General features: G+C 59.7%; 18 protein-coding genes. 13 read left to right on the top strand and 5 right to left on the bottom strand.

The window, feature by feature from the left end:
• Positions 1-2 precede the first annotated feature (2 nt).
• On the top strand, positions 3-3,404 hold the full coding sequence (locus ACR0KG_RS16510) for an efflux RND transporter permease subunit (protein WP_480827894.1): 3,402 nt from the start codon (positions 3-5) through the stop codon (positions 3,402-3,404).
• Here the strand turns inward: ACR0KG_RS16510 and ACR0KG_RS16515 are convergent.
• Positions 3,401-3,820 carry an NUDIX hydrolase gene (locus ACR0KG_RS16515; RefSeq protein ID WP_480548474.1) on the bottom strand — a complete coding sequence of 140 codons (420 nt, stop codon included), beginning with the start codon at positions 3,818-3,820 and terminating at the stop codon, positions 3,401-3,403. The genes ACR0KG_RS16510 and ACR0KG_RS16515 overlap by 4 nt on opposite strands.
• A 4-nt stretch (positions 3,821-3,824) precedes the next feature.
• The gene (locus tag ACR0KG_RS16520) at positions 3,825-4,637 is read right to left on the bottom strand and encodes a protein-disulfide reductase DsbD domain-containing protein (RefSeq protein WP_480544406.1); all 813 of its coding nucleotides are present in this window, start codon (positions 4,635-4,637) and stop codon (positions 3,825-3,827) included.
• A 145-nt stretch (positions 4,638-4,782) separates the two neighbouring features.
• Between ACR0KG_RS16520 and ACR0KG_RS16525 the strand changes: the two genes are divergently transcribed.
• On the top strand, positions 4,783-5,337 hold the full coding sequence (locus tag ACR0KG_RS16525; RefSeq protein WP_480548476.1) for a YqgE/AlgH family protein: 555 nt from the start codon (positions 4,783-4,785) through the stop codon (positions 5,335-5,337).
• Here ACR0KG_RS16525 and ACR0KG_RS16530 read toward each other — a convergent pair whose 3' ends face one another.
• A complete protein-coding gene (locus ACR0KG_RS16530) occupies positions 5,338-6,285 on the bottom strand; it encodes an L-threonylcarbamoyladenylate synthase (RefSeq protein ID WP_480548478.1) in 948 nt (315 codons plus the stop codon).
• A gap of 139 nt (positions 6,286-6,424) precedes the next feature.
• On the opposite strand from ACR0KG_RS16530, the gene ACR0KG_RS16535 reads away from it, so the two are divergent.
• The 7 genes from ACR0KG_RS16535 (at position 6,425) to ACR0KG_RS16565 (ending at position 12,926) form a co-directional block, all read left to right on the top strand.
• Positions 6,425-8,128 carry an acyl-CoA dehydrogenase gene (locus ACR0KG_RS16535; protein ID WP_480544403.1) on the top strand — a complete coding sequence of 568 codons (1,704 nt, stop codon included), beginning with the start codon at positions 6,425-6,427 and terminating at the stop codon, positions 8,126-8,128.
• Positions 8,129-8,147: 19 nt separating this feature from the next.
• Complete coding sequence (locus ACR0KG_RS16540; protein WP_480548480.1) at positions 8,148-9,173, top strand: MBL fold metallo-hydrolase; 1,026 nt, start codon at positions 8,148-8,150, stop codon at positions 9,171-9,173.
• A gap of 3 nt (positions 9,174-9,176) precedes the next feature.
• On the top strand, positions 9,177-9,629 hold the full coding sequence (locus tag ACR0KG_RS16545; protein ID WP_353013580.1) for a DUF6173 family protein: 453 nt from the start codon (positions 9,177-9,179) through the stop codon (positions 9,627-9,629).
• 56 nt (positions 9,630-9,685) lie between these two features.
• Entirely contained in the window at positions 9,686-11,524 is a 1,839-nt protein-coding gene (locus tag ACR0KG_RS16550; protein WP_480827895.1) for a glycerophosphodiester phosphodiesterase family protein, read from the top strand.
• Positions 11,511-12,071, top strand: coding sequence for a hypothetical protein (locus ACR0KG_RS16555; RefSeq protein ID WP_480544400.1), 561 nt, complete (start codon positions 11,511-11,513; stop codon positions 12,069-12,071). Before ACR0KG_RS16550 ends, ACR0KG_RS16555 begins: the two co-directional genes overlap by 14 nt.
• Positions 12,072-12,138: 67 nt before the next feature.
• Positions 12,139-12,273 carry an aa3-type cytochrome c oxidase subunit IV gene (locus ACR0KG_RS16560; protein WP_170535738.1) on the top strand — a complete coding sequence of 45 codons (135 nt, stop codon included), beginning with the start codon at positions 12,139-12,141 and terminating at the stop codon, positions 12,271-12,273.
• A gap of 20 nt (positions 12,274-12,293) precedes the next feature.
• Entirely contained in the window at positions 12,294-12,926 is a 633-nt protein-coding gene (locus tag ACR0KG_RS16565) for a hypothetical protein (protein ID WP_170535739.1), read from the top strand.
• On the opposite strand, the gene ACR0KG_RS16570 is transcribed toward ACR0KG_RS16565, so the two are convergent.
• Positions 12,915-13,247, bottom strand: coding sequence for an AzlD domain-containing protein (locus ACR0KG_RS16570; protein WP_480548486.1), 333 nt, complete (start codon positions 13,245-13,247; stop codon positions 12,915-12,917). The genes ACR0KG_RS16565 and ACR0KG_RS16570 overlap by 12 nt on opposite strands.
• Positions 13,244-13,954 (bottom strand): AzlC family ABC transporter permease, encoded by a 711-nt coding sequence (locus ACR0KG_RS16575; RefSeq protein WP_480548488.1) that lies wholly within the window; start codon positions 13,952-13,954, stop codon positions 13,244-13,246. Before ACR0KG_RS16575 ends, ACR0KG_RS16570 begins: the two co-directional genes overlap by 4 nt.
• On the opposite strand from ACR0KG_RS16575, the gene ACR0KG_RS16580 reads away from it, so the two are divergent.
• Genes ACR0KG_RS16580 through ACR0KG_RS16595 form a run of 4 tightly spaced genes read left to right on the top strand, consistent with a single transcriptional unit; the run spans position 13,953 to position 18,089 of the window.
• Positions 13,953-14,891, top strand: coding sequence for a formate dehydrogenase accessory sulfurtransferase FdhD (locus ACR0KG_RS16580; protein WP_480548489.1), 939 nt, complete (start codon positions 13,953-13,955; stop codon positions 14,889-14,891). The two genes, ACR0KG_RS16575 and ACR0KG_RS16580, sit on opposite strands and share 2 nt — an antisense overlap.
• Positions 14,888-15,535 (top strand): molybdenum cofactor guanylyltransferase MobA, encoded by a 648-nt coding sequence (gene mobA, locus ACR0KG_RS16585; RefSeq protein ID WP_480827896.1) that lies wholly within the window; start codon positions 14,888-14,890, stop codon positions 15,533-15,535. The genes ACR0KG_RS16580 and mobA overlap by 4 nt, the downstream gene beginning before the upstream one ends.
• Positions 15,532-16,023 carry a molybdopterin-guanine dinucleotide biosynthesis protein B gene (gene mobB, locus ACR0KG_RS16590; protein WP_480827897.1) on the top strand — a complete coding sequence of 164 codons (492 nt, stop codon included), beginning with the start codon at positions 15,532-15,534 and terminating at the stop codon, positions 16,021-16,023. Before mobA ends, mobB begins: the two co-directional genes overlap by 4 nt.
• Before the next feature lie 20 nt (positions 16,024-16,043).
• A complete protein-coding gene (locus ACR0KG_RS16595) occupies positions 16,044-18,089 on the top strand; it encodes a molybdenum cofactor synthesis domain-containing protein (RefSeq protein WP_480548926.1) in 2,046 nt (681 codons plus the stop codon).
• Positions 18,090-18,112 lie beyond the last annotated feature (23 nt).

Consider the following 18,112-nt stretch of genomic DNA (forward strand, 5'->3'; position numbering starts at 1 on the left):
CTATGATGCGCGAAATCCCAAGCGCGGCGGGCGGCATTCTGAGCTATTTCACCCGGCACCGGACGGTCGCCAATCTATTGCTGCTGGTCATGCTGGTTTTGGGGGCTGCTGCGATTCCCAACATGCGCGCGCAGTTCTTTCCCGATGTCATTCTGGAACGGGTCGATGTTAACGTCGAGTGGGAGGGCGCAGGCCCCGAGGATGTTGACAACGGTATTGTTCAGTTGCTGGAGCCCGAGCTGCTGGCGGTCGAGGGCGTAGCCAGTACCACAGCCACTTCACGAGAAGGGTCCGCGAACATCCGGCTTGAGTTCGAAGCCAACTGGGATATGTCCCGCGCCGTCGAAGATGTTCGGACCGCCGTTGATAGTGTCACAACCTTGCCTGAAGACGCCGAAGAACCCTCGATCCGGCGCGGGGCCTGGCGTGATCGTGTGACCGATGTTGTGATCACCGGCCCAGTAGCGCCTGACCAATTGGCGAAGTTTACTGATGAACTGATCAACAGGCTGTTCGCTGCGGGTGTTACGCGCACCACGATCCGCGGCTTGGCCGCGCCGCGTGTGGTGGTCGAGGTTCCAACGGCGCAGTTGATCGCAAACGACATTGCCTTGTCTGACATTTCCTCGGCCATTGCGGCTGAGGTTAACGCCAGCCCCGCCGGGGATGTCACGGGCGCCAATGCCCGTATCCGAACAGGTTCGGAGAAGCGCACCCCGGAAGAGATCGAAGGCATCGCACTGCGCAATTTTGCAGATGGTTCCAAACTGTTCGTGGGCGATGTCGCGCAGATCCGGATTGAAGGGGTCGACCGCAATCGAAGCTATTTCGTGGGCGAAGATCCAGCCATGTCCATCCGGGTGGATCGTTCTAATCTGGGCGATGCCATCGGCATTCAACATCAGGTCGAAGACGTGGTGGCCGAGATGCAGGCCAGCCTGCCTGAAGGCGTCACCGTCGAGTTGATCCGGACGCGAGCGCAGTCCATCACAGACCGGCTGGACATTCTGATCGACAACGGCCTTGTCGGGCTTGGGCTGGTTGTATGCCTGCTTTTTCTGTTCCTCAATGCGCGGATTGCTTTCTGGGTGGCCGCAGGCATTCCCGTCGCAATGTCAGCCGCTATTGCGCTGATGTATCTGGGTGGCTTGTCGATCAACATGGTCTCGCTATTCGGCCTGATCATCACCCTAGGCATCGTGGTGGACGACGCGATCGTGGTGGGCGAACACGCTGATTTTCGTGCCCGCCGACTAGGTGAGCCGCCCATGGTTGCCGCTGAACGCGCCGCCCGGCGGATGGCCATGCCGGTATTCGCGGCAACACTAACAACCGTGATCGCATTCTTCGGCCTGACTCTTGTCGGTGGTCGGTTCGGAGAGTTGATCCGGGACATCCCATTCACCGTGATCGCCGTTCTTGCGGCCTCACTGATCGAGTGTTTCCTGATCCTACCCAACCACATGGCCCATGCCATCGCCCATTCGGCGAAGGAACATTGGTACGACCTGCCCAACCGGGTCGTCAACCGGGGGTTTCGCTGGGTGCGGGATCGCCTGTTCCGGCCCTTCATCGCCTGGGTGGTCTGGGCCCGCTATGTGGTTGTCGCCCTGATGGTTGTCATTCTGGCCAGCCAGATTGCCCTGTTCATCAGGGGCGATGTGAACTGGCGGTTCTTCAACGCGCCCGAGCGTGGTTCGGTCACCGGCAACTTTATCATGGCCGAAGGGGCGACCCGCGCCGATACGTTCGAGATGATGCGACAGTTGCAGCAAGCCGCCGAAGAACTGGGCGCAATCTACGAGGAACGTCATGGTCGTAACCCCATCGATTACGTTTTGGCCGAGGTTGGCGGCAGCGCCGGGTTTGGCCTGTCGGCTGCCGAAGGTAAGGATGATGATCTGCTGGGTGGCATCTCGATCGAACTGATTGATGCTGACCTGCGCCCCTATTCCAGCTTTGAATTTGTGGGCGAGCTGCAGGATTTCGTGCCCCGCCATCCCAAGGTCGAGCTGATCAGCTTCCGAGGCTGGCGGTCAGGCCCAGGTGGCGATGCCATCGACGTGCAGTTCTACGGTTCCGATGTGAACACGCTCAAGGCTGCGTCTGAAGACCTTCAGACCGAACTGTCAAAGTACCCCGAAGTTTCGGCGTTGGAAGACAATCTGGCCTATGACAAAGAAGAATACATTCTTGACCTGACCGCGCAGGGGCAAGCCTTGGGTTTCCGCATCGAAACTCTGGGGCGCGTATTGCGCAACAGGTTGAACGGGATCGAGGCCGCGACCTTCCCGGACGGGCCACGCAGCGCCGAGATCCGGGTGGAACTGCCCGAAGGCGAGCTGACGGCTGACTTCCTGGAACGCACCCTGATGCGCACACCCGACGGGGTGTATGTGCCGCTGGCCGATATTGTCTCGGTCGAGCGGAAATCCGGCTTCTCAACTGTGCGGCGCGAGAATGGGCTGCGGGTGATCTCGGTGAATGGCGACATTTCCGAGGATGATCCGACCCGCGCGGCAGAGATTGAACGCGCACTGAACGAAGAGATTCTGCCCAATATCGCTGCTGAACGACAGGTCGAATGGCGCATGGCAGGGCTGAGCGAGCAGGAAAACGAGTTCCTCTCCGAGGCGCGCACGGGTCTGATCCTGTGTTTGACCGGGATTTATCTGGTGCTGGCCTGGGTCTTTGCCAGTTGGTCCAGACCTCTGGTGGTGATGGCCATTATCCCGTTTGGCTTGGTGGGTGCGATCTGGGGGCATTATATTTGGGATGTGCCGCTGAGCATGTTCACGGTTGTTGGTCTGCTGGGCATGACCGGTATCATCATCAACGATTCAATCGTTTTGGTGACAACCATAGATGGCTATCAGCAGGAACGCGGTCTGGTCCCGTCGATTGTCGAAGGCACGGCTGACCGGTTGCGCCCGGTGATGCTGACGACGCTGACGACAGTGCTGGGTCTGACACCGTTGCTGTATGAAGGTTCTCAGCAAGCACAATTTTTGAAGCCGACCGTTATCACTCTGGTCTACGGCTTGGGTTTCGGCATGTTGCTGGTTTTGGTCCTGGTTCCTGCCTTGCTGGCTATTCTGAATGACGTCTCCCGTCCGATGACAGCCATGCGCCGGGCCATGCGCGCACCGGATCGGGTGATGCAGAGCGCTGTTGCGGCCACCGGGGTCGTGCTGATGCTGTGGTTTGCAGTGACGATGGTGTGGCCTGCAGTTGCTGGTGCACCGATGGGCATTCTCTCTGCGCTCTACCCGGATGAGGGCGGCGCGGGTGTCTTGGATATGGGGCTGGGTGCGTTTTTGGCCGGAGCTCTCCCGATACTGGCGCTCAGCTTTGCAGCGTCCGGATTGCTTTATGTGCGGTTGAAAGGCCGGGTTGGCACTTAGCCCACGCGCAGGGCCCGTTCCAAAAGCTGGGGTACGCGCGCGCTCATCTGTAAATCGCCCTGACGTATCCGTTCAATCGGAAACCAGCGTGCGTCCAGCGCGTCATCGCCGGCTTTGGGTTCGCCTGACTGATAGCGGCAGGCCACGCCGACGAGTAAGTAGTGTGAGATGACTTCTCCTGCCTCATCCCGTCGCAGCAGATCCAGATTGTCCAGATAGTGCAGCGGTTCCGCGGTGACCGAGGTTTCTTCGAACAGCTCCCGCTGCGCTGCCTCAAGAACGGTTTCGCCCCATTCCACATGGCCGCCCGGAAAGCCCCAAAGCCCACGGTCGGGCTGTTTGCTGCGTTGCACCAGCAGGACCTGACCCTGATGCAGAACAACGGCCAGCGCACCGATTTTTGGGGTTTGGCTCATGTGATCAACCCGCAGTGCAACCCTGAATGTCGACCGCGTGGTTTGCGCCCAGAACCGTGATTCGAATTTCGGACCGATCCAGCGCGAAGGGCGCGCCCGAGGCGTTGATAACTTCCGCCGTTGCAATCAGCGTGCCGCCCTGACGCACTGTTTCAGGCTGCGAGGCCCAAAGCACCGGATTGCCCGGTTCGATCACTGCTATTTCCTGCCCGCCAGCCGAGGGCATGGTCACGCGCGCTTCGATCTGCATGCCGTCTACCGTAGGTGTCAGGCTGCATCGTGCGGCTGAAACATTGGCTTCGCCTGCGGAAAACGGGCGTTGAGCAAGGGCCGCAGCGATAGCCGGGTTGCGGTCGGCCTTGGCGTCCAGCGTGTGGTCAAAATCCAGTCTTTCTGGGATGCAGACATCCTTGCAGACGCCCAAATCCATCTCGCCGCGCAGGCGAACAGGCTTGGCAGGGTTTTTCGGCGTGATCTCGACCGGCAAAACCAATTGATCCTCGTACCCGATGGATTGCAGCCCATTTTGGTCAAACACATCCGGGGCAGGCCATGTGATCGACACATCGCCAACATTACGCGACCCGGTCCAGTCAAATTGCGGCGGAATCCCCGCATCCCCCGGCGCGCGCCAATAGGTTTTCCAGCCATCCTGCAAGGTCAGGCGCAATGCCCCCAGATAGGTGCCGTTGGTGGTCCGACCCCCATCCAGAACGTCCAGTTGGACGACACCATCCAGTTGCTGCGCCGGGGCAGGCGAGACGGCACACAGGCAAGCCGCAACAGCGGCCGTGACGGGTTTCTTGAACGCGATCATGACCTATACATGCGTGGTATGCGGATGAAATCCAAGTCACGTTCGGGTCACCGGACTGAAATCTGCCAAAAACCTCAGTGCCATCTTGCCAATCCCTGTGCCGCGAGGCCATTGTTGAGGTGCCATTTGAAAGAGACCCCGCCCCATGGACCTGACCGGAAAACTGTTGATTGCGATGCCCGGCATGGGTGATCCGCGCTTCGACCATTCGGTTGTTTATATGTGCAGTCATGGTGATGACGGCGCGATGGGCTTGATCGTGAATAAACCCTCAGACCTGCGGATCAAAGCCTTGCTAGGCCAACTGAACATAGCCTGTCGTATTCCGGTGGTGGGGGAACGGTTGGTGCATTTCGGTGGCCCGGTCGAGATGTCGCGCGGCTTTGTCCTGCACAGCGCCGACTACGATGCCAATCTGCATTCGCTGCAAATCTCAGAGTCTTTCAGCATGACCGCAACGCTGGATGTGCTTGAGGATTTGGCCTCTGGCCGGGGCCCACTGAATTCAATGGTCACGCTGGGATACGCAGGTTGGGGTCCCGGTCAGCTGGAGGATGAGATCGCCATGAATGGCTGGCTGACGGCTGAGGCGAGCCCGCAACTGGTGTTCGATGTCCCCGATGACGACAAGTGGGAGGCCGCGCTGGCCACGCTGGGTGTCGATCCACTGACCCTGTCGGCCAGCGCCGGGCGTGCGTAGTCAGCTGTCGCGCGGTGCCGCAGCACGGCGCAGGCGGTCATTGATAGCCGCCCCAAGCTCGTGATCGGGTATCGGGGACACAGCAATAGGTCGGCCCGTTTCATTCAACCTGTGCAAAGCAGCAAACAGATTGGCGGCGGCTTCGATCAGGTTTCCACTCTCAGAAAGGTTCAGGTCGCAATCTACCGGACCAAAGCCCAGCAAAACCTCCTCGCCCCGCTTCGACAAAGCGTTCAGGCGGACGGGGGCGTCAGGGGCGTAGTGGGATTGCAGTTGTCCCGGTGCCGTCAGGTTATCCCCGACTTGGTGCAGGTGCAGGCGTGTGTTGAGAGCGGTTTCGATATCCTCAAGCGCGATACCACCGGGGCGCAACAAGGTAGGTTCCCCGGCCAAACCAACAATGGTCGATTCCAGCCCGACCCCACAGGGTCCGTCATCCAGAATGGCAGAAATCCGGCCGCCAAGCCCTGCGCGCACATGATCAGCGGTGGTGGGGCTGATCAGGCCGGATGGATTGGCAGATGGGGCGGCCACTGGGCCGTCAAAGGCAGCCAGCAGGTCCCGGGCGGTTTGGTGTGCGGGGACGCGCACAGCCAGTGTTTCCAACCCTGCCGTGACCAGCGGAGAGATACTGTGACCATCACGCAAGGGCAGAACCAGCGTCAGCGGTCCGGGCCAGAACGCATTGGCAAGCGTTTCTGCATGGTCTGACCAGTCGACAAATCGTCGGGCTGCCTCGACCGAGGCGACATGAGCGATCAGCGGGTTAAAGCTGGGTCGTCCCTTGGCCTCATAGATCGCGGCGACCGCCTCGCCGTTCCGGGCGTCGCCACCAAGCCCATAAACTGTCTCGGTCGCAAAGGCGACCAGCAAGCCCTGCCGCAAAAGGTCTGCGGCCCGTGCGATGCCGCCTGGGTCCGCTGTCAGATCGAGAGTCGTTGGGATCATGTCTGGTGACGCCGCGTTTCGGTTGCTCGGAACATAGGGAACGTTAGGTAATGCTTCCAAGCCTTGATGCATACCGGTGCAGTGTCGGAAATCCAAGCCCGCCTGCAAACAGCCGATCAGACAGCTCCTGAGGGAAAAAATGCCATACCGCGCGCCGCTTTCAGATTATCAGTTCCTGTTCGAAAACGTTGTGGGGTTCGATCAGATCGCCGCGACAGATCGCTTTGCGGATGCCAGCCCCGATGTGGTCAGCGCGATCCTGTCTGAGGCGGGCAAGATGTGCGAAGAGGTTCTGGCCCCGCTTCAGCGGCCCGGTGATCTGACGCCCGCACGTCTGGAAAACGGTGTTCTGCGCAGCTCGCCCGGGTATGCCGATGGCTGGACCGCGATTGCCGAAGGCGGTTGGATTGGCATCAGTGGCGATCCGGAATATGGCGGCATGGGCCTGCCGATGACCGTTACCACCGCAGTGAACGAGATGATGAGTGCGGCCTGCCTGTCGCTGCAACTGGCCCCGCTGATGACACAGGGCCAAATCGAGGCGTTGGAACATCATGCCAGCGATGACCTCAAAACATTGTACCTGCCCAAGATGATGGCAGGTGAATGGTCTGGCACAATGAACCTTACGGAACCGCAGGCCGGGTCCGATGTTGGCGCGCTGACCTCGAAAGCTGAACCCAACGGGGACGGCACCTACGCAATCACGGGGCAGAAAATCTATATCTCATGGGGTGACAACGACTTTGCGGGGAATGTCTGCCATTTGGTTTTGGCGCGTCTCCCGGATGGGGTTCCCGGCACCAAAGGGATCTCGCTGTTTCTGGTGCCCAAGTTCATTCCGGATGCCGAGGGCAACCCGGCCGTTGCCAATGATCTGAAGGTCGTCTCGCTTGAACACAAGCTTGGCCTGCACGGCTCGCCGACCTGTGTGATGCAGTATGACGGGGCGACCGGCTGGCTTGTGGGCAAAGAGCATGGCGGTATGGCGGCTATGTTCACAATGATGAACAACGCGCGTTTGGGCGTTGGCGGGCAGGGCGTGGGCGTGGCCGAGGCTGCATATCAACACGCGCTGGCCTATGCGATGGATCGCAAACAGGGCAAAACGCCCTCGGGCACCATCATAGATCATGCTGATGTACGCCGGATGTTGGCAGAGATGCGCGCCGACACCTTTGCCGCGCGTGCGGTCATGCTGGCGAATGCGGTGGCCATTGATATGGCGCAGGCCAATGGGGATGCCGATTGGGCTGCGCGTGCCGCGCTGTTGACCCCCATTTGCAAAGCCTTTGGATCACAGACCGGGATGCGCGTCTCGGAAACAGGTGTTCAGGTGCATGGTGGCATGGGTGTGATCGAAGAAACCGGGGCGGCTCAATACTACCGCGATGTCCGCGTGGCGGCGATATATGAGGGCACGAATGGCATTCAGGCCATGGACCTTGTCGCCCGAAAGATGATGGATGGGGGCGAGGCTGCCTCGCGCCTGCTGGATGAGATCGAAGACCATGCCGAACAGGCCCGTGCCACGCTGCCCGATCTTGCAGGTCCGGTCTGGGAAGCAACCGAATCCCTGCGTGAAGCAACCGAATGGATGGTCAGCCAAGGGGATATGAACAACCGATTTGCCGGGGCGCATGCCTATCTGAGTGCTTTTGCCCGCGTTCTGGGCGGGCACTACCACCTCAAGGCGGCATTGGCCGATCCGCGAGGCGCGCGGTGCAAGCTGGCGCGGTTCTACATCAACGGGTTGCTGCCGCAGTATTCCGGTCTTTTGGCGCAGGCGCAAAACGGGGCCGAGGACCTTTTCGCGCTCAGTGCAGATGATCTGGCGGCTTAAAAGCTGAATGGCGGTGTCGATGATCGAATATCCCTGGCCCGAACCGCCCGCACCGGGTGAGGCGATTGAGATTGCCGAAGGTGTCTTGTGGATGCGCTTGCCGCTGCCCATGGCGCTGGATCACGTCAATGTCTATGCGCTGGACGATGGGGATGGCTGGACCTTTGTGGATACCGGGATTTCATCCGGGAAAACACGCGCGATCTGGCAGCAGTTGATGTCCGGTCCGCTTGCGGGCAAACCCGTCCGCCGCGTGCTGGCGACCCATCATCATCCTGATCATGTCGGGAATGTGGGTTGGTTTCAGTCTGAACATGGCGCCGAACTTCTGACCAGCCGAACCGCCTGGTTGTTTGCGCGTATGCTGACATTGGATGTTCAGGAAAGCTGGCCCCAGGAAACGCTGGACTTCTACCAAAGCGCGGGCATGTCTGCCGAGGTTCTGAACAAGCGCAAGGCTGACCGGCCCTTCAACTTCGCCGACACGGTATATCCGATGCCATTGGGGTTCACGCGGGTGAAACAGGGCGATGTTCTGCGCGCAGGTGGGCGCGATTGGGATGTGCATATGGGCAACGGCCACGCGCCGGAACATGTCACACTCTGGAGCCGAGATGACAATCTGGTGCTAAGCGGCGATCAGATCCTCAGCTCGATCAGTCCAAATCTGGGTGTCTATGCTACCGAACCCATAGCTGATCCAGTCTCAGGTTGGTTAGAGGCGTGTGAACGGCTGGAAGGGCTTGCGCGGGCCGATCATCTGGTTCTGGGGGGGCATAAGCTGCCCTTTACCGGTTTGCCCCTGCGTATGCGTCAACTGATCGACAACCATCATGGTGCGCTAAAGCGCCTGTTGGATGATCTGGACACACCCAAAGCTGCGGCGGATTGCTTTGCACCGCTGTTCAAACGGACCATTCGTGAGGGGGAATATGGCCTCGCGCTGGTCGAAGCGGTTGCACATATGAACCATCTTTACCACATTGGGTCCGTCACCCGGACGCGCCGCGCAGACGGAGCCTGGGTCTACCAACGCAAAGGGTAAAGAATGCAGGACGAGATCGAGACCTCAGCCGAGGCAGCCGAAGCGGCGGCGCTGCCGCGCTGCTATGAGGTGCACGCCAATTCCGAAGCCGAGTCTGGGTCGAAGCCTTTGCCGGAACCATTGCAGAAACCGGTTGAAACCAAAAGCCCGGCGCAATGGGCTTATGAACGACTGATCCTATACATCCAGAACTTCGAAAAGACACTGGATGGCGATCATGAGGTCGCGATGGGCTTCACTGGCGGAGACGCGGGTGTGCTGCGGATCGAAGGCATGGGCTATTTTGATCCTGATATCATCACCTTCTACGGCTCGGACGGGGCCGGTGGCCGTACCCAGCTGGTGCAGCATGTCAGCCAACTGAATGTGATGTTGCGCGCCTTGCCGAAATCGGTCGAAGACAAACCAGCCAATCGTATCGGGTTCCGGCTGGCCGCCGATCTGGAAGAAAGCTGACTTGCAATTCACGGCTACGCGGCCTTGAATGATCCCATCATTCAGGAGGCCACGACGTGTCATATGTCTCAGTCATAGTTCGGGCCTATTCTGGTGCCTGGGCCCGGCGGCAGACCTTTGTTCCCATCTACATTGCAGTGCGCCTGCTGCTGATCGCACTCATTGCGCCGGCTATCGCCGCAGCGATCAATCTGGCAGTTTCTCTGTCTGATCAGTCGGCGTTGACGGATCAGGATATCGCCACCTTCATCCTATCGCCCGCAGGGTTCATCGCGGCCCTGGTCGTGCTGAGCCTGTTTCTGATGGCTGAGGTTTTCGTCTTTGCCGTCATGGCAGGCTCTCTACGCATGGATGAACCTAACCCGTGGCGGGCGGGCAGTTCCGCCATCCGGCTGGTGGTGTCGCGCCTGCCAGCCCTGTTTGGGTTTGCTTGGCGTTTTATTCTGCGCGTTCTGATTCTGGCACTGCCCTTTCTGGCCATCTCGGGCCTGATCGCGTGGTGGGCGCTGACGGAATACGACATCAACTACTACCTGACCTTGCACCTGCCCGCCTTTTGGATTGCCGTTCTGCTGATTGGCGCGGTTGCATTGGTGATGGCTTGGGTTCTGATCCGCAGATTGTCGGCATGGGCGCTGTCGCTGCATCTTGTGCTGTTCGAAAATGTCCACCCGGCGCATGTGTTTGGGGTCAGCGCGATAAGGATGGAAGGGCGGCAAGGACGGTTGAAGTTGTCTTTGGTTGCCTGGCTCGGCCTGCGCCTTGTGATCGCAGCGGCGATTGCGGCGATTGCCGGGCTACTGTTTGCGCTGGTTCCATTGCAAGGCAGCGATCATCTGCGGTTGGCGCTGATCTATAGCCTGGTGATCGCGGGGCTTTGGTCACTATCGGGGTTGGTTCTGGCGGCAATGGCGCTGGGCGCGCTTGCGTTGCTGTTGGATGGGTTCTTTGAACCTCAGGTCGCGGATATCCCGCATCCCGAACCGCGTCGTCTGCGCCTGTCGCTGATCGGTGCGGTGGGCCTTTCGGTGATTGCGTTGCTGGTCGGCAGCTGGTTTGGCCATCGCCTTCTGGAGCAGGTACAGGCGCCCGATCGGGCCGAGGTGATCGGTCATCGTGGCGCGGCAGCGTTGAGGCCCGAAAACACGATGTCCTCGGTTCTAAAGGCGATCGAGGATGGCGCGGATTGGGTTGAGATCGATGTGCAGGAAACCGCGGATAATGAGGTGATTGTTGCGCATGACAGTGACTTCATGAAATTGGCGCAGGTCGATCTGAAGGTCTGGGATGCCACGATGGAGGACGTGGCAGAGATCGACATCGGCAGTTGGTTCGGCCCTGAATACGCGGATCAGCGCACCCCAACGCTGCGCGAAGTTCTAGAAGCTGTAAAGGGCAAAGCCAAGGTTATCATCGAACTGAAATACTATGGCCACGATATCGATCTGGAAAACCGGGTGGTTGCGCTGGTCGAAGAGTTCGGGATGCAGGATCAGATCGCCACGATGTCTCTGAAGTATCCTGCGGTACAAAAGATGAAATCTTTGCGTCCCAATTGGCGCGCGGGTGTTTTGGCCGCAACGGCAGTGGGGGATTTGTCTGGCCTTGAAGGCGACTTTGTCGCCGTGAATGCGGCGTCGGTCTCTCCGGGGTTGATCCGTTCCGTGCACGACGCGGGCAAAGATATCTATGTCTGGACAGTGAACGATCCGCTGCAGATGTCTGCCATGGCGTCGATGGGCGTTGACGGGTTGATCACCGATCGCCCGGCAATGGCGCGAGAGGTTCTACAGATCCGGGCCGAGATGGGCCCGGCTGAACGCCTTCTGCTGTGGCTCGCCACCACCTTTGGTATGCAGGTCGACACGCAGGCGATGCGCGATGCAAGCCCGTAAGGTAGCGGTGCTGCTGGTCTGCCTATCCGGCGCTGCGGCGGCTCAGGATTTGATGCGCAGCGTCGAGATGCCTGCACATCGCGCTTTGATTGCGCAACGGGGCACTGTGCCTTTGACACCGTTTGAAACAGATGGCTGTTCAGGCGGTCTGTCGACCAGTTGGCGCTGGGTGGCCGATACATTTCCGCAGATCGGAGACTTATACGAGGCCCACCCCCCGTGGGAGGAATGCTGCGTGATCCACGACCGGGCCTATCACAATGCGGGCGCAGCCTTGCTGCCCGAGGACAGCTACGACGCGCGACTGTCCGCAGATCAGACCCTGCGCGCCTGCGTCAAGGATCATGGGGACACATATGCCGAGGATTATGCACAGCGTTATGACATGACGCCGGATCAAGTGCGCAACGTTCATGCGCTGACGGCAGATGCAATGTATGGTGCCGTTCGGTTCGGCGGCGGACCTTGCAGCGGGCTGCCGTGGCGCTGGGGGTTTGGGTATCCGGGGTGTTCTGTTTTCGGGGATCGCACCCCTGCGCGCGAATGACGTCGTGACAGCCACTGCCTTTTCGATTATCCAACAGGAAAACACGCGAATTGGGATTCTGAGACTCATGGCTGACCACAAGCACGGCGAAATGGACATCACCGTTCAAACCAAAACCTTCAACGGCTTTATCAAAGCCACAACCTGGTGTGTGATTGCTATCGCCTTCCTCTGCCTGTTCCTGGCGGTTTTCGCAGCGTAACGCGTAGCGAGGGCTGCCCCGTGTTCCGGATTTTGATTGCCTGCCTACTGGCAGCAACCGTTGCAGGCTGCGCAGGCTCGCAGCGCCCTCAAGCTGATCCGTCAGAGATCGTATCCCGGTCTTACCGTGATCCGGGGCCGTCAACGCTGACGCTCTATACAATGATCAACACGCGCACTGGGTCCGGGGCGCATACGTCGCTGATGATCGGTGGCAGTGAACGGGTGATTTTTGATCCAGCGGGGTCTTTCCGGGCCGATGTCGTGCCGGTCAAGGACGATGTTCTCTATGGCATTACCCCGGCAGTCGAGCAGGCCTATCGCAGCTCGCATGCCCGCGAGTCGCATTATGCGCGTGTTCAGACCATTCAAGTCTCACCCCAGCAGGCGGAAATTGCCTTGCAGTTGGCCAAACAGAGCGGCCCGGTCGCGGGTGCGTTCTGTGCGAACTCAACAGCGCGATTGCTGCAACAGGTGCCCGGATTCGAGCAGATCGATGTGACCTTCTATCCTGTGAAACTCTCGGATCAATTTGGTCAATTGCCCGGTGTGGTGACTGAAGACTATCGTGAAAACGATGATGCCGATCTGCAAAAAGGTCTGGCGGCGAACAATGCGCGTCTCAATCAGTTGGACGCGGCCCTAGCCGAGTAGATAGAGCAAACCATAAAGCGTCGCAGCCCCCGAAAAGATCGCGGCGAGGACGTTTTTGGTAAGCACCCCGACGCCCAGTGCCATTGCTGCCGCCGCCATACGTGCAATATCGGGCTGGCCTTCGGTGGCCGCGGGCCAGACAACCAGCGGCGCGATCAACGCGGGTAGGATCGCCACAGCCGTATAACGCAGATGGCGCAGCAGCCATGGCGGCATCGGGCGGTCTCCGACCAGACCGATAAAGGTAAAGCGCAGGGCAAAACTGCCAATCGCCAGCCCGATTATGACAGTCCACATGGTGACAGGATCAATCTGGGTCATGTCTTCCTCCGCTCCAGCATCACTTCGGACTGTGCACCTGCGATCATTCCCGCCGTTCCTGCGATCAACAGGCCCAGGTTGAACGGGACAGAGACGGTCAGGAGGGCGACGATGATTGCGACAAAGGCTGCGATCACATGGGGAAGCGTGCGCATCATCGGCCCGATCATGGCCAGAAAGGTGATCGGAAGCGCAAAATCCAGCGCCCAGCTTTCTGGAATGCGCGCACCTAGCACGGCGCCCAGATAAGTGGCCAAAATCCAAAGCGGCGTGATCGGTGTGACCGAACCAAAGAAATACGCCATCCTCTGTGGTAGCGTCATCTTCGGTTCTTTTTCGAACTGCACAATGCTGCAGGCATAGGATTGGTCGACCGTTAGATACGCCGCGAAAGCCCTCTGCCACATCGGGGCCGCGCCCAGAAACGGTGTCAGAGACGCCGAATACATCGCCACCCGCAGGTTCACCGCCAATGCCGAGGCCAGCACGATTACCGTTGGTGCGTTTTCCTGCATCAGCTGCAACGCGGTGAATTGCGCCGCGCCAGCGAAGACCGTGGCGGAAAAGGCGACCACCTGCACAACGTTCAAACCCGCCTCGGTCGCAAAGACGCCGAACAGGGTGCCAAACGGAATGGCAACAAATATGAACGGCGTCCCGTCGCGAAAACCCTTCCAGAAGTATGACTTGGATGTGGCGTCTGCCATGGCGAAATCCTATGGTGATCGCAGCAGCAGTAGCGATCTTGAGAGAGGGTTGCAATTGGCCACGAAACCGAACGTCTCGGACTACATCATCGCACCTGATCCGGGTGCGCCCCGGTTGACCCGTGCCGTCGAAGGTGTGGATCAGAATGGTGAGGTCAGCCAGATCTCGGTGGTCGAAGAACGCCCGCTGACGATTTTTCTGAATTCACAGGAAATCGTGACGGCGATGACGATTGGCGACTATCCAGAATACCTGGCGCTGGGCTTTCTGCGCAATCAGGGGATGTTGCTGCCTGATGATCAGATCACACGTGTCGAATATGATGATGATCTGGAAACGGTTGTGGTCCGCACGGCGCGTGAGACTTCCTATGAGGACAAGCTGAAGAAGAAGACCCGCACCAGCGGCTGCGCTGTGGGCACTGTTTTTGGTGACATGATGGACGGGTTGGAGGATGTGCGCCTGCCTCAGGTCTCGGTGCGCACCTCGTGGCTGTATGATCTGGCTGCCAAGATCAATCGCACACCGTCTTTGTACCTTGAGGCAGGCGCGATCCACGGAACGGTCCTGTGCCGCCAGAACCGGCCGCTGGTCTATATGGAAGACGTGGGCCGCCATAACGCGGTCGACAAGATCGCAGGCTGGATGCTGTCTGAAGGTGAGGCCGCCGATGACAAGATCCTCTACACCACAGGCCGCCTGACATCCGAGATGGTAATCAAAACGGCGATGATGGGCATCCCGGTTTTGGCCTCGCGATCGGGGTTCACTGCTTGGGGCGTCGAGATCGCACGCGAGGTTGGATTGACCCTGATTGGCCGGATGCGGGGTCAGCGGTTTGTATGTTTGTCGGGCGAGGATCGGTTGCTGCGGGACATTGATCCGGCGAGTGTGGCGGTTGAGGACAAGAAGCATAGACGGAAGAGTGCGGGATGAACGAGACACCCCTCGGCATCATCCTCGCAGGCGGGCTTGCGACCCGAATGGGAGGCGGCGACAAGGGCCTCTTGCAGATTGGCGGGCAGAGCCTATTGAACCACGTGATCGACCGTTTGTCCCCACAGGTGAGTGGTCTGGCTCTGAACGCAAATGGTGATCCGGAACGGTTCGCCGACATGAACCTGCCCGTCATACCGGATACAATCGAAGGGTTCGCGGGTCCTTTGGCGGGTGTTTTGGCAGGGCTCGACTGGGCGGCAGAGCAAGGGGTGGACAGCATCGTTACGGCAGCGGCGGATACGCCGTTCCTGCCACGTGATCTTGTCGCGCGCCTGACTACCGCAGCCGAAGGTCAGACCTATCCGCTGGTTTTGGCGACCACTCCGCGCACCGGCGATGAGGCGTTGAAATCGGGCGGCAGCAGACGGGTCAACCGGCACCCGACCTTTGGCCTCTGGCCCGTCGCTTTGCGCGATGATCTGAGGGCAGCACTGAACGACGGGTTGCGCAAGGTGGTGCTGTGGACCGACCAGCATGGCGGTCGCGAGGCGCTATTCCCGGCTGATCCCTTTGATCCCTTTTTCAACGTCAACACGCCGGATGATCTGGCGTTGGCCGAAAAGCTGTTGGAACAGGCATGAAGATCTACGGCGTCACCGGCTGGAAAAACGCGGGCAAAACCGGGTTGATGGAGCGGCTGGTGGCCGAGATCACCGGGCGGGGCTTCTCGGTCTCGACCGTCAAACACGCGCATCACTCTTTCGATGTTGATCAGCCGGGGCGTGACAGCCATCGCCACCGAATGGCGGGCGCCAGTGAGGTTCTGCTGGCCTCGGGGCAGCGGGTGGCGTTGATGCAGGAATTGCGGGGTGCTCCGGAACCGGCGCTTAAGGATTTGCTGGCCCGCCTGTCACCGGTCGATCTGGTGCTGATCGAGGGGTACAAGCACGAACCTCACCCCAAAGTCGAAGCGTTTCGTGCCGAGCCGGGCAATCAATTGATCGCCAAGGGCGACCCCACGATCCGTGCGGTTGCCAGTGACACGCCGCTGACGCTGGATCGCCCTGTTTTCGATCTGAATGATACGGTTGCGATTGCGGATTTCATTCTGGCCGAGGTCGGTTTGTGAGCCTGTTTGACAGCTTTGCGATGGTGGACTGGTCAGGTGGTAACGATACCGGGCCGACCCCGCGCAAAGATGCGATCTGGGCTTGTGTTGTGCGTGATGGCAAAGTGCAGGCGCTTGACTATCTGCGCAACCGTGTGGTGGCTGAAACCTGTCTGCGTGAACTGATCGAGACCGAATTGGCGGCGGGTCGACGCCTGTTTCTGGGGTTCGATTTCCCGTTTGGCTACCCTCAAGGATTTGCCGAAGCCATGACAGGCTACGGTGATCCGTTGGCGTTGTGGGATTGGCTAGAGGCACAAGTCGAGGATTCACCCAACGCCAATAATCGCTTCGATCTGGCGGGGCTGATCAATAGCCGGTTTGGTGGCAAGGGCCCGTTCTGGATGAATGCGCTGCGCCGCGATATCGACGGGTTGCCGCGCACGAAAAAGGACTATCACAACCCGTTCCCCGACCGCCGTGCAGTCGAATTGTTGGCGAAGGGCAGCTTTACCTGTTGGCAAATGGCCGGGGCCGGGTCTGTCGGGGGGCAGGTGATGATGGGCCTGCCGGTGCTCAGCCGATTGCGGCATGCCTTCGACGGAAAGGTCGCCGTCTGGCCGTTTCAGCCGCTGGACAAACCGGTCGCGTTTGTCGAGATCTGGCCCTCGCTCAATCTAGGGTCCGCCCCGCCGGATCGGATCAAGGATGCCTGGCAGATGGAACAGGTCGCCTTGACTTTGTCCCGGCTTAGCGATCAGGAATTGACAGAACAGTTGGATGTTTCAGCCCCCGAGGAGGGGTGGATTTTGGGTGTACCTCAAGACAGACCGAACATAGCGCTGCCGCGATTGCGAAACGATTGTTTTGCCTTGCCTGCGGGAGTGAACTGGACGCCGGTGGATGAGGCCTTGGCTTTGCTTCAGAGCCGGTTACATCCCGTGACCGGGATTGAAACTGTTCCGTTGACGCGATCCGTGGGCCGGGTTTTGGCCGAAGACGTGGTGGCAAAACGCTCGAACCCGCCGCAACCCAACACGGCGGTTGATGGCTATGGCTTTGCAGGCCCTGCCGCAGATGGTGCACAGGTGATGCCTTTGACTGAAGGTCGTGCAGCGGCGGGCATTCCATTTGATGGCCAGGTCCCGCCCGGCCATGCGCTGCGCATCCTGACCGGGGCGACCCTGCCCAAGGGCGTGGATACGGTGATCCTTGAAGAGGATGTGACGCTGAAGGATGGTCACATCGCGTTCCGAGGGCCGTTGAAAAAAAGTGCAAACACGCGCCGCGCGGGTGAGGATGTGGTTGAGGGTGACACAGCCCTTGCAGCCGGGCGCAGGCTAACGCCCGCGGATATGGCTTTATTGTCCGCCGTCGGTGTTGCTGAGGTTCCGGTGCGTCAGACCTTACGCGTGGCGGTTCTGTCTACCGGGGATGAACTTGTCGAGCCGGGCGAGGCGGCGGGTGCAGGGCAAATCTTCGATGCCAATCGTCCAATGTTGCTTTCTCTGATTGAGCGGATGGGATTTGTGCCTGTTGATATGGGCCGAGTCGAGGACGACCGGGATGTGCTGCGCAAACGGCTGGATGAGGCCGCCGCGCAGGCGGATGTCATCCTGACCAGCGGCGGGGCCTCGGCAGGGGATGAGGATCATGTCTCAGCCCTTTTGCGTGACGCGGGTGCGATGCAGGAGTGGCGGATTGCGCTGAAACCCGGGCGACCTTTGGCGCTGGGCATTTGGTCGGACACGCCTGTCTTTGGGCTGCCCGGCAACCCCGTCGCGGCTATGGTGTGCACCCTGATCTTCGCACGACCTGCTCTTTGCCTGATGTCAGGAGAAGGATGGGTTGAACCGCAGGGATTCGAGGTGCCTGCCGCGTTTGAGAAGCGCAAGAAACCTGGGCGCCGCGAATACCTGCGCGCGCGTCTGCGCGATGGCATAGCCGAGGTGTTTCATTCGGAAGGGTCAGGCCGGATCAGCGGGCTGAGCTGGGCCGAGGGGCTGGTCGAAATCGACGATGGTGCCCGGCATATTCAACCGGGCGATCCGGTACGGTTCATTCCTTACGGCAGTTTCGGGCTATGAGTGTCACCGTCTCGAAAGGGTTT

This window comes from Ruegeria sp. H4 (assembly GCF_056533065.1).

Coding starts and splice junctions, on each gene's coding strand:
- mobA (WP_480827896.1), top strand. CDS start 14,888: ATGAACGAGACACCCCTCGGCATCATCCTCGCAGGCGGGCTTGCGACC.
- ACR0KG_RS16525 (WP_480548476.1), top strand. CDS start 4,783: ATGGACCTGACCGGAAAACTGTTGATTGCGATGCCCGGCATGGGTGAT.
- ACR0KG_RS16510 (WP_480827894.1), top strand. CDS start 3: ATGATGCGCGAAATCCCAAGCGCGGCGGGCGGCATTCTGAGCTATTTC.
- ACR0KG_RS16530 (WP_480548478.1), bottom strand. CDS start 6,285: ATGATCCCAACGACTCTCGATCTGACAGCGGACCCAGGCGGCATCGCA.
- ACR0KG_RS16575 (WP_480548488.1), bottom strand. CDS start 13,954: ATGGCAGACGCCACATCCAAGTCATACTTCTGGAAGGGTTTTCGCGAC.
- ACR0KG_RS16535 (WP_480544403.1), top strand. CDS start 6,425: ATGCCATACCGCGCGCCGCTTTCAGATTATCAGTTCCTGTTCGAAAAC.
- ACR0KG_RS16595 (WP_480548926.1), top strand. CDS start 16,044: ATGGTGGACTGGTCAGGTGGTAACGATACCGGGCCGACCCCGCGCAAA.
- ACR0KG_RS16545 (WP_353013580.1), top strand. CDS start 9,177: ATGCAGGACGAGATCGAGACCTCAGCCGAGGCAGCCGAAGCGGCGGCG.
- ACR0KG_RS16555 (WP_480544400.1), top strand. CDS start 11,511: ATGCAAGCCCGTAAGGTAGCGGTGCTGCTGGTCTGCCTATCCGGCGCT.
- ACR0KG_RS16560 (WP_170535738.1), top strand. CDS start 12,139: ATGGCTGACCACAAGCACGGCGAAATGGACATCACCGTTCAAACCAAA.
- ACR0KG_RS16540 (WP_480548480.1), top strand. CDS start 8,148: ATGATCGAATATCCCTGGCCCGAACCGCCCGCACCGGGTGAGGCGATT.
- ACR0KG_RS16520 (WP_480544406.1), bottom strand. CDS start 4,637: ATGATCGCGTTCAAGAAACCCGTCACGGCCGCTGTTGCGGCTTGCCTG.
- mobB (WP_480827897.1), top strand. CDS start 15,532: ATGAAGATCTACGGCGTCACCGGCTGGAAAAACGCGGGCAAAACCGGG.
- ACR0KG_RS16570 (WP_480548486.1), bottom strand. CDS start 13,247: ATGACCCAGATTGATCCTGTCACCATGTGGACTGTCATAATCGGGCTG.
- ACR0KG_RS16580 (WP_480548489.1), top strand. CDS start 13,953: ATGGCGAAATCCTATGGTGATCGCAGCAGCAGTAGCGATCTTGAGAGA.
- ACR0KG_RS16515 (WP_480548474.1), bottom strand. CDS start 3,820: ATGAGCCAAACCCCAAAAATCGGTGCGCTGGCCGTTGTTCTGCATCAG.